The following is a 7,215-nucleotide window of genomic DNA, read 5'->3' as shown; positions in this document are numbered from 1 at the left end:
CCCCGGGCGTACGCCCGGAGCGCGCCCCCGCCGCCCGCCCGACGGCCTCCGGCGGCACCTCCGGCCCGGCCGCACCGAGTGACGGCAAGCCGGCGGCGCAGGCGGGCGGTGCCGAGGCCGGCGACGACGAAGGTACGCCCGCGTGACCGGGGTGGACGTGCTGCTGCTCGCCCTCGGTGTGGTGGCCGTCGGCGCGGGCGTGCTTGTGGTGTCGACGCGGCACCTGGTCCGCGCCGGGCTCTACCTGGTGGTCTGCCTCGGTGCCCTGGCCGGCATGTTCCTGGTCCTCACCGCCGAGTTGGTGACCTGGGTGCAGGTGCTGATCTACGTCGGTGCGGTGGTGGTGCTGCTGCTCTTCGCGGTGATGTTGACTCGTGCGCCGATCGGTGCCTCGGACGACCTGGACCGTCCGGGGTGGCCGGCCGCGCTCATCGGCGGCGGGGTCGGGCTGGGCCTGGCGGCGCTGCTCGTCGACGCGTACCGCTGGACGACTGTGGAGCTGCCCGAGGCGGGCACCGCCGAACGCATCGGTGAGCAGGTCTTCGGCGCCTGGGTGCTGCCGTTCGAGCTGCTGTCGGTGTTGCTGCTGGCCGCGCTCGTCGGTGCCATCGTGCTCTCCCGCCCCGACATCGGCCGCCGTCCGCCCGAGAGCCACCCGCCGACCGACAGCGTCGACGGTGAACGGAGGGCAGCGCGGTGAGACCCGTCATCCCGTACGTCACCGCCGCGCTGCTCTTCGGCCTCGGCGTGTACGGCGTGCTGCGTCGACGCAACGCGGTGCTGGTGCTGATGGCGGTCGAGCTGATGCTCAACTCGGTGAACCTGATTCTGGTCACCGCCGACACCACGGCGAAGGCGATGCTGCCGCACGGCGGCCAGGTCTTCGCACTCTTCGTGATCGTGCTGGCCGCCGCCGAGATCGGGGTCGGCCTGGCGATCGTGCTCCAGCTCTACCGGATGCGGGCCAGCGTCGCCGTCGACGAGGTGCCGTTGGCCGAACGCCCGACCGACGATCCGGCCCAGGTGCCGGCCGGGGTGGCAGCAGACGCCGCGAGGGGAGAGCGGTGAACACCACCACGTTGCTGGGTGCGCTGCTGCCGGCCGTACCGCTGGCCGCCGGCCTGACCGGCCTGCTCCTGCCGCCCGCCACCCGCGCCACCAACGCCGCCACCGGCCCCGGCGACGCCACCGGGCCGGAGACCGCGCGACGGGTCGCCATCGGGTTGGGGGTGACCGGGGCGGCCGGTGCGCTGGCCCTGGCGGTGGCGCTGCTCGTCACGCTTGACGGTCCGACCGAGGCGTCCACCACCTGGATCAACTTCGGCGGGCTCACCGTCACCCTCGGGGTACGTCTCGACGGTGCCGCCGCGCTTGTCGCCGTGGCGGTGGCGACGGTCGCCCTGGCCGTGCAGGTCTACTCGATCGGTTACCTCAGGAGCGGCCCGCCCGACGACCCGAAGGCAGAACACCGCTACCCGCCGTACGCCGCACAGATCAGCCTCTTCACCGCCGCCATGCTGCTGGTGGTGGTCTCCGGCGACCTGATCCTGCTGCTCGTCGGCTGGGAAGTGATGGGGATCTGCTCGTACCTGCTGATCGCCCACGACCGGCGGCTGCCGGAGGCACCGGCCGCCGCGGTGAAGGCGTTCCTGGTCACCCGGGTCGGCGATGTCGGTTTCCTGCTCGGCATCGCGCTGCTCGGCGTATCGGCGGGCAGCTTCCGGATCGCCGACGTGCTCGCCCACGACCATGGCAGCACCACGCTCACCGCCGCCGGCCTGCTGCTGCTCGCCGGGGTGGCCGGCAAGAGCGCCCAGTTCCCGCTGCACACCTGGCTGCCGGACGCGATGGCCGGCCCCACCCCGATCTCCGCGCTGATCCACGCCGCGACGATGGTGGCCGCCGGGGTGTACGCGGTCACCCGGCTCTGGCCGATCTTCGAAGCCACCCCGACGGTGCTGGCGGTGCTCGGGGTGATGGCCTCGGTGACGCTGCTGCTCGGCGCGTTCGCCGCCACCGCGCAGGACGACATCAAACGGGTGCTGGCCTGGTCCACCGTCTCCCAGATCGGCTACCTGACCGGGGCGCTCGCGGTCGGTTCCCCGCCCGCCGCGCTGTTCCACCTGCTCACCCACGCCGCCTTCAAGGCGCTGCTCTTCCTCGCCGCCGGTGTGGTGATCCACGCCCTCGGCACCGCGTCGATGTCCCGGATGGGCGGGCTGCGGCACACCATGCCGGTCACCTTCTGGTGCACGCTCATCGGTCTCGGCGCGCTGGCCGGCATACCGCCACTCTCCGGTTTCTGGAGCAAGGAGGGGGTGCTGGCCGCCGCCGAGCACGCCCTGCGCGGGCACGGGCCGGCCCCGGCCTGGGTCGGCTGGCTGGTTTTCGTCGCCGGGCTGGTCGGGGTGGCGGTCACCGCCTGGTACGCCACCCGGCTGCTGCTGCGTACCTTCTTCGGTGCCGCCCGCGACCCGGCGGCCACCCCGCACGACCCGCCGGCGGTGCTGCGTTGGCCGGTGCTGCTGCTCGCGGTGCCGGCCGCACTGCTCGGCCTGGCCGGGTTCTGGTCCGCGTTCGCCGACCGGCTGTCGTCGGGCGTGCCAGGTGAACTGGGCATGCACGTCGGCCCGCTGATGCTGCTGCCGCTGGCGCTGCTGCTGCTCGGCGCCGGGTTGGCCTGGTTCGTTTGGCGGCGGGACACCGCCGCCGATCCGGCGGTGGCGCTGGGTCCGCTGCGGCCGGTCTTCGCCCGCGCGTTCCGCCTCGACGACGTCCAGCACACAGCCGTGGTACGCCCCACCATGGCGCTCGGCCGGGCGGCGCGGGTCGCCGACGAGCGGGGCGTCGACGGTGCGGTCACCGGCACCGGGCGGGCCGCCCGCGCGCTCGGCGGTGGGCTCGGCACCCTGCACCGGGCGGCGTTGCCGCGCGCCGCCGTCGCGCTGCTCGCCGGGGTGCTGCTGATCGGGTTGGCCACCGCCCTGATCGGAGTGGTGTCGTGAGCCACCCGGCGCCGCCTACCGGAGGAACGGCATGAGTCTCGGGCAGTTCCTGCTGGTCGCGGTGCTCGCGGTGCCGGCGCTGGGCGCGCTGGCGGTGGCGGCGATCCCGCACGACCGGGCCGCCCGGCTGGTGGGCGCGATCGCCGCCGCGCTGACCCTGGTCGCGGCCCTCGCGCTGGTCGCCGGCCGGTCCGGCACCTGGACCGCGTACGGACCGACCGCACCTGGCGTACGCCCCTGGCACACCGTCGACAGTCCCTGGGTGCCGGGGCTGGACCTGCGGTTCCACCTCGGGGTGGACGGCATCTCCTGGCCGCTGGTGGTGCTGACCGCCCTGCTCACCCTGCTCTGCTGCGGCTACAGCCTGTGGCGGGTGCCGGCCGGCGGCAGCGGGCGGGCCCTGGTGGCGCTGCTGCTGGTGGTAGAGGTGGGCATCCTGGGCACCTTCCTCGCCCTCGACCTGGTGCTCTTCTTCCTCTTCTTCGAGGTCGTCCTGCTGCCGATGTACGCCATCATCGTCGGCTGGGGCGGCGACGGCAGCGACCCGGCGTCGGTCGCCGCCCGCCGCCGGGCGGGACGCAAGTTCGCCCTCTACACCCTGTTCGGCTCGGTGCTGCTGCTGGTCGGGGTGTACGTCGTGGTGGCCGCCGCCGGCACCGCCGACATCGTCGCGCTGACCGGCGGCACCGGGCTGTCCCGGGGCACCCAGCTCGCTGCGTTCACGCTGCTCGCACTGGCCTTCGCGGTGAAGAGCCCACTCTGGCCGCTGCACTCCTGGCTGCCCGACGCGCACACCCAGGCACCCACCGTCGGCAGCGTGCTGCTCGCCGGGGTGCTGCTCAAGATGGGCACGTACGGCCTGATCCGGGTCGCCGTCGGGGTGACGCCCGAGGGAGCCCGCTGGGCGGCACCGGTGCTCGGCGTGCTCGCCGTCGCGGCCATCCTGGTCGGCTCGCTGGTCTGCCTGGCCCAGACCGAGCTGAAACGGCTCATCGCGTACTCCAGCGTGGGGCACATGGGCTTCGTGCTGCTCGGCGTCGCCACGCTCACCGCCACCGGCATCCAGGCGGCGCTGATCGGCAACGTCGCGCACGGCATCATCACCGGCCTGCTCTTCTTCCTCGCCGGTGCGATCAAGGACCGCACCCACACCGGCGCGCTCAGCGAGCTGTCCGGGCTGCGGGAGACCGCGCCCCGGCTGGCCGGGTTGCTCGCGTTCGCGGCGGTCGCCTCACTGGGCCTGCCCGGTCTGGCCGGCTTCTGGGGTGAGGCGTTCGCCGTGGTCGCCGCCGTCGAGGTGGGCGGCCCGCTCTGGATCACCCTGGCCGTGCTGGCCGCGTTCGGTGGGGCGCTGACCGCCGCGTACCTGCTCCGGCTGCTGCGGCGGGTCACCCACGGCCCACCCAGCCCGGTCGTCGCCGCTCTGCGGTCCGGGCTGCCCGGTGACCCCGCCGACCTCGCCCCACCCCGCGCCGCGCAGGCTGGCGGCACGGGCGTCGCCGGAGCCGGGCAGGCCGGGGGCACGGGCGCGGCCGGTTCGCGGCTGGCCGGTGCCGAGGTGGCGGCCTGGGCACCGCTGGTGCTGCTGGCGCTGGCCGTCGGGTTGGCGCCGACGCTGGTGCTGGGAGTCGCCGAAGGCCCGGTCGAGGCGCTGATGGGGGTGCTCCGATGAACGAGCCGGTGGTGAGCATGGTGCAGAGCGTCGACAGCGTGGCGCTGTTGCCGGCGTACCTGGCCGCCGGGACGGCGGTGCTGGTGCTCCTGGTCGACCTGCTGCTGGCCCGGCCGGCGGCGACAGTGGCCACGGCGGCCGCCGGTGCGGTCGCCACAGTGGTCGGTGCGGCGGCGGTCGGCGCGGGCGGCGTACGCCGTACCTTCTGCGTCGGCACCGACTGCTCGTACGTCTTCGGCGGCCGGGCGGCGCTGGTGGCGGCGCTCGTCGCGGTGCTGGTCCTCGGGGTGCTGGCGCTCTCCGGGCCGCTGCTGCGGGCCGGCGCGACGCCGGTGGGGGAGTTCTGCTTCCTGCTGGCCTGCTCGATGGCCGGCGGTGTGGTGCTCGGCGCGGCCGGCGACCTGATCACCCTGATCGTGGCGGTGGAGACCCTCACCCTGCCGCTCTACATCCTGGTCGGGCTGCGTCGGGGCAGCCTGGCCAGCGCCGAGGCGGCGGTGACCTTCTTCGTGGTCAGCGTGATCGCCACCACCGTCACCCTGCTCGGTGCCGCGTTGCTCTACGCCACCACCGGCGCACTGCACCTGGAGCGGCTGGGCGTGGCGCTGGCCGACGGCTCCGAGTTGCTCGACCTGCCGCTGACCGGGGTGGCGGTGACGCTGGTGGTGGCCGGGCTGGCGTTCAAGGTGGCGGCGGTGCCGTTCCACGCCTGGGCCCCGGCCACGTACGACGGGGCCCCGCTGCCGGTGGCCGCGTACCTGTCCACGGCGTCGAAGCTCGGTGGCGTGGTCGCCCTGCTGGCCGTGGTGCAGTTCGCGCTGCCGCAGGGCGTGACCGGGCCGGTGCTGGCGCTGGTGGCCGTGCTGACCATGACCGTGGGCAACCTGGTGGCGCTGCGTCAGCGGCGTACCGTCCGGCTGCTGGCCTGGTCCTCGGTGGCCCAGGCCGGTTACATCCTGGCCCCGCTCGGTGCCCTGGCCCTGGCCGACGCCGACGCCCGTTCCGGCGCGTACGCCGCCGCCCTGGCGTACGCCGTCTTCTTCGTGCTGTTGGAGTTGGCGGCCTTCGCCGGTGTGGTGGCGTTGCGCCCGGCGGGCGCGGACGGCGGCCGCCTGGACGACCTGCGGGGTGCCGCCCGCCGGCACCCCTGGGTCGGTGCCGCCCTGGCGTTCGCGCTGGTCGGGTTGGCCGGTCTGCCGCCGGCCCTGGCCGGACTCTTCGCCAAGGTGACAGTGGTCCGTGCACTGCTGGCCGGGGACGCCGGCTGGCTGGCCCTGGTGGTGGCGGTGAACGCCGTCATCGGCCTGGCCTACTACCTGCGCTTCGCCGCCCTGCTGTACGCCCCGACCGGTGCCGTCCCTGCCGTCCCTGCCGGCCAGGCCGTCCCTGCCGTCCCTGCCGTCCCTGCCGGCCAGGCTGCGGCTGGTGCCGCCTCGACCGGCGATGCCGTGACGGCGGCCGTCCGGCCGGCCCGCGTGGTGACCCTGGCGCTGGCGGTGGCCACCGTGCTCGCCGTGATCGTCGGTTTCGCTCCGCAGTTGGTGCTCGATCTCACCGGAAACTGAGGGGTTACTCAGGTAACTCTCAGTCATGAGACGGATGGTTGACGGGTACCTGCGTGTTGTACCGGTCAGCGGATCCCGGCATCCGTGCACCGAAGGAGTGATCGTGCACCACAACCGTCTCAAGACCGCCGCGCTGCTCGGCCTGCTCACCTCGCTGATCCTGGCGGTGGGCTACTGGTTCGGTGGCAGTGGCGGACTGGTCATCGCCGTACTCGTGTCACTGGTGATGAACGGCATCACCTACTTCTACTCCGACAAGCTGGCGCTGCGCTCGATGCGGGCGCAACCGGTCAGCGAGGCACAGTTCCCCGAGCTGTACCACATGGTGCGGGAGCTGGCCGCCGAGGCCCGGCAGCCGATGCCGCGCCTCTACATCAGCCCCACCGCCCAGCCCAACGCGTTCGCCACCGGACGTAACCCGCGCAACGCCGCGGTCTGCGTCACCCAGGGCATCGTCGAGCTGCTCGACTACCGTGAGTTGCGGGGCGTGATCGGGCACGAGCTGTCCCACGTCTACAACCGGGACATCCTCATCTCCAGCGTGGCGGCCGGTCTGGCCGGCATCATCACGATGATCGCCAACCTGGCCCTGTTCATCCCGCTGGGCGGCAACGACGAGGACGGCCCCAACCCGCTCGTGCTGCTGCTCACCATCATCCTGGGTCCGATCGCCGCCAGCGTGATCCAGTTGGCGATCAGCCGGAGCCGTGAGTTCCAGGCCGACGCCTCGGGCGCCGAGCTGACCCGTGACCCGCTGGCCCTGGCCAGCGCCCTGCGGAAGATCCACATGGGTGCCCAGCGTCGGCCGCTGCCGGCCGAGGGCCAGCTCACCAGCACCGCGCACCTGATGATCGCCAACCCGTTCAAGGGCGGTGGGGTGGCTGCGCTCTTCGCCACCCACCCGCCGATGGAGCAGCGCGTCGCCCGCCTGGAGCAGATGGCCACCCAACTCGGCCCCATCCGCCACCAACGC

6 protein-coding genes are annotated in these 7,215 nt (G+C 73.7%); all 6 read left to right on the top strand.

Annotation, left to right across the window (positions count from 1 at the left end; all coding sequences use genetic code 11):
* Positions 1 to 142 precede the first annotated feature (142 nt).
* A complete protein-coding gene (locus tag C1I93_RS26560; RefSeq protein WP_111246014.1) occupies positions 143 to 700 on the top strand; it encodes an NADH-quinone oxidoreductase subunit J family protein in 558 nt (185 codons plus the stop codon).
* Complete coding sequence (nuoK, locus tag C1I93_RS26555; protein WP_111246013.1) at positions 697 to 1,068, top strand: NADH-quinone oxidoreductase subunit NuoK; 372 nt, start codon at positions 697 to 699, stop codon at positions 1,066 to 1,068. Before C1I93_RS26560 ends, nuoK begins: the two co-directional genes overlap by 4 nt.
* Positions 1,065 to 3,005 carry an NADH-quinone oxidoreductase subunit 5 family protein gene (locus C1I93_RS26550; RefSeq protein WP_111246012.1) on the top strand — a complete coding sequence of 647 codons (1,941 nt, stop codon included), beginning with the start codon at positions 1,065 to 1,067 and terminating at the stop codon, positions 3,003 to 3,005. Before nuoK ends, C1I93_RS26550 begins: the two co-directional genes overlap by 4 nt.
* 31 nt (positions 3,006 to 3,036) lie before the next feature.
* Positions 3,037 to 4,677 carry a complex I subunit 4 family protein gene (locus C1I93_RS26545; protein ID WP_111246011.1) on the top strand — a complete coding sequence of 547 codons (1,641 nt, stop codon included), beginning with the start codon at positions 3,037 to 3,039 and terminating at the stop codon, positions 4,675 to 4,677.
* A gap of 11 nt (positions 4,678 to 4,688) precedes the next feature.
* A complete protein-coding gene (locus C1I93_RS26540) occupies positions 4,689 to 6,242 on the top strand; it encodes an NADH-quinone oxidoreductase subunit N (protein WP_111246016.1) in 1,554 nt (517 codons plus the stop codon).
* 103 nt (positions 6,243 to 6,345) lie between these two features.
* Positions 6,346 to 7,215, top strand: an 870-nt coding sequence (gene htpX / locus C1I93_RS26535) for a zinc metalloprotease HtpX (protein WP_111246015.1), incomplete at its 3' end; no start/stop codon positions are given.

This window comes from Micromonospora endophytica, assembly GCF_003236305.1.
In the GTDB taxonomy this organism is placed as follows: domain Bacteria; phylum Actinomycetota; class Actinomycetes; order Mycobacteriales; family Micromonosporaceae; genus Micromonospora; species Micromonospora endophytica.
The sequence above is the reverse complement of the archived record's forward strand: the minus strand, read 5'-3'. Positions and strand labels throughout refer to the sequence as shown.

Excerpts from the sequence above, each read along its gene's own strand:
- C1I93_RS26545 (WP_111246011.1), top strand. The coding sequence starts at position 3,037 with ATGAGTCTCGGGCAGTTCCTGCTGGTCGCGGTGCTCGCGGTGCCGGCG.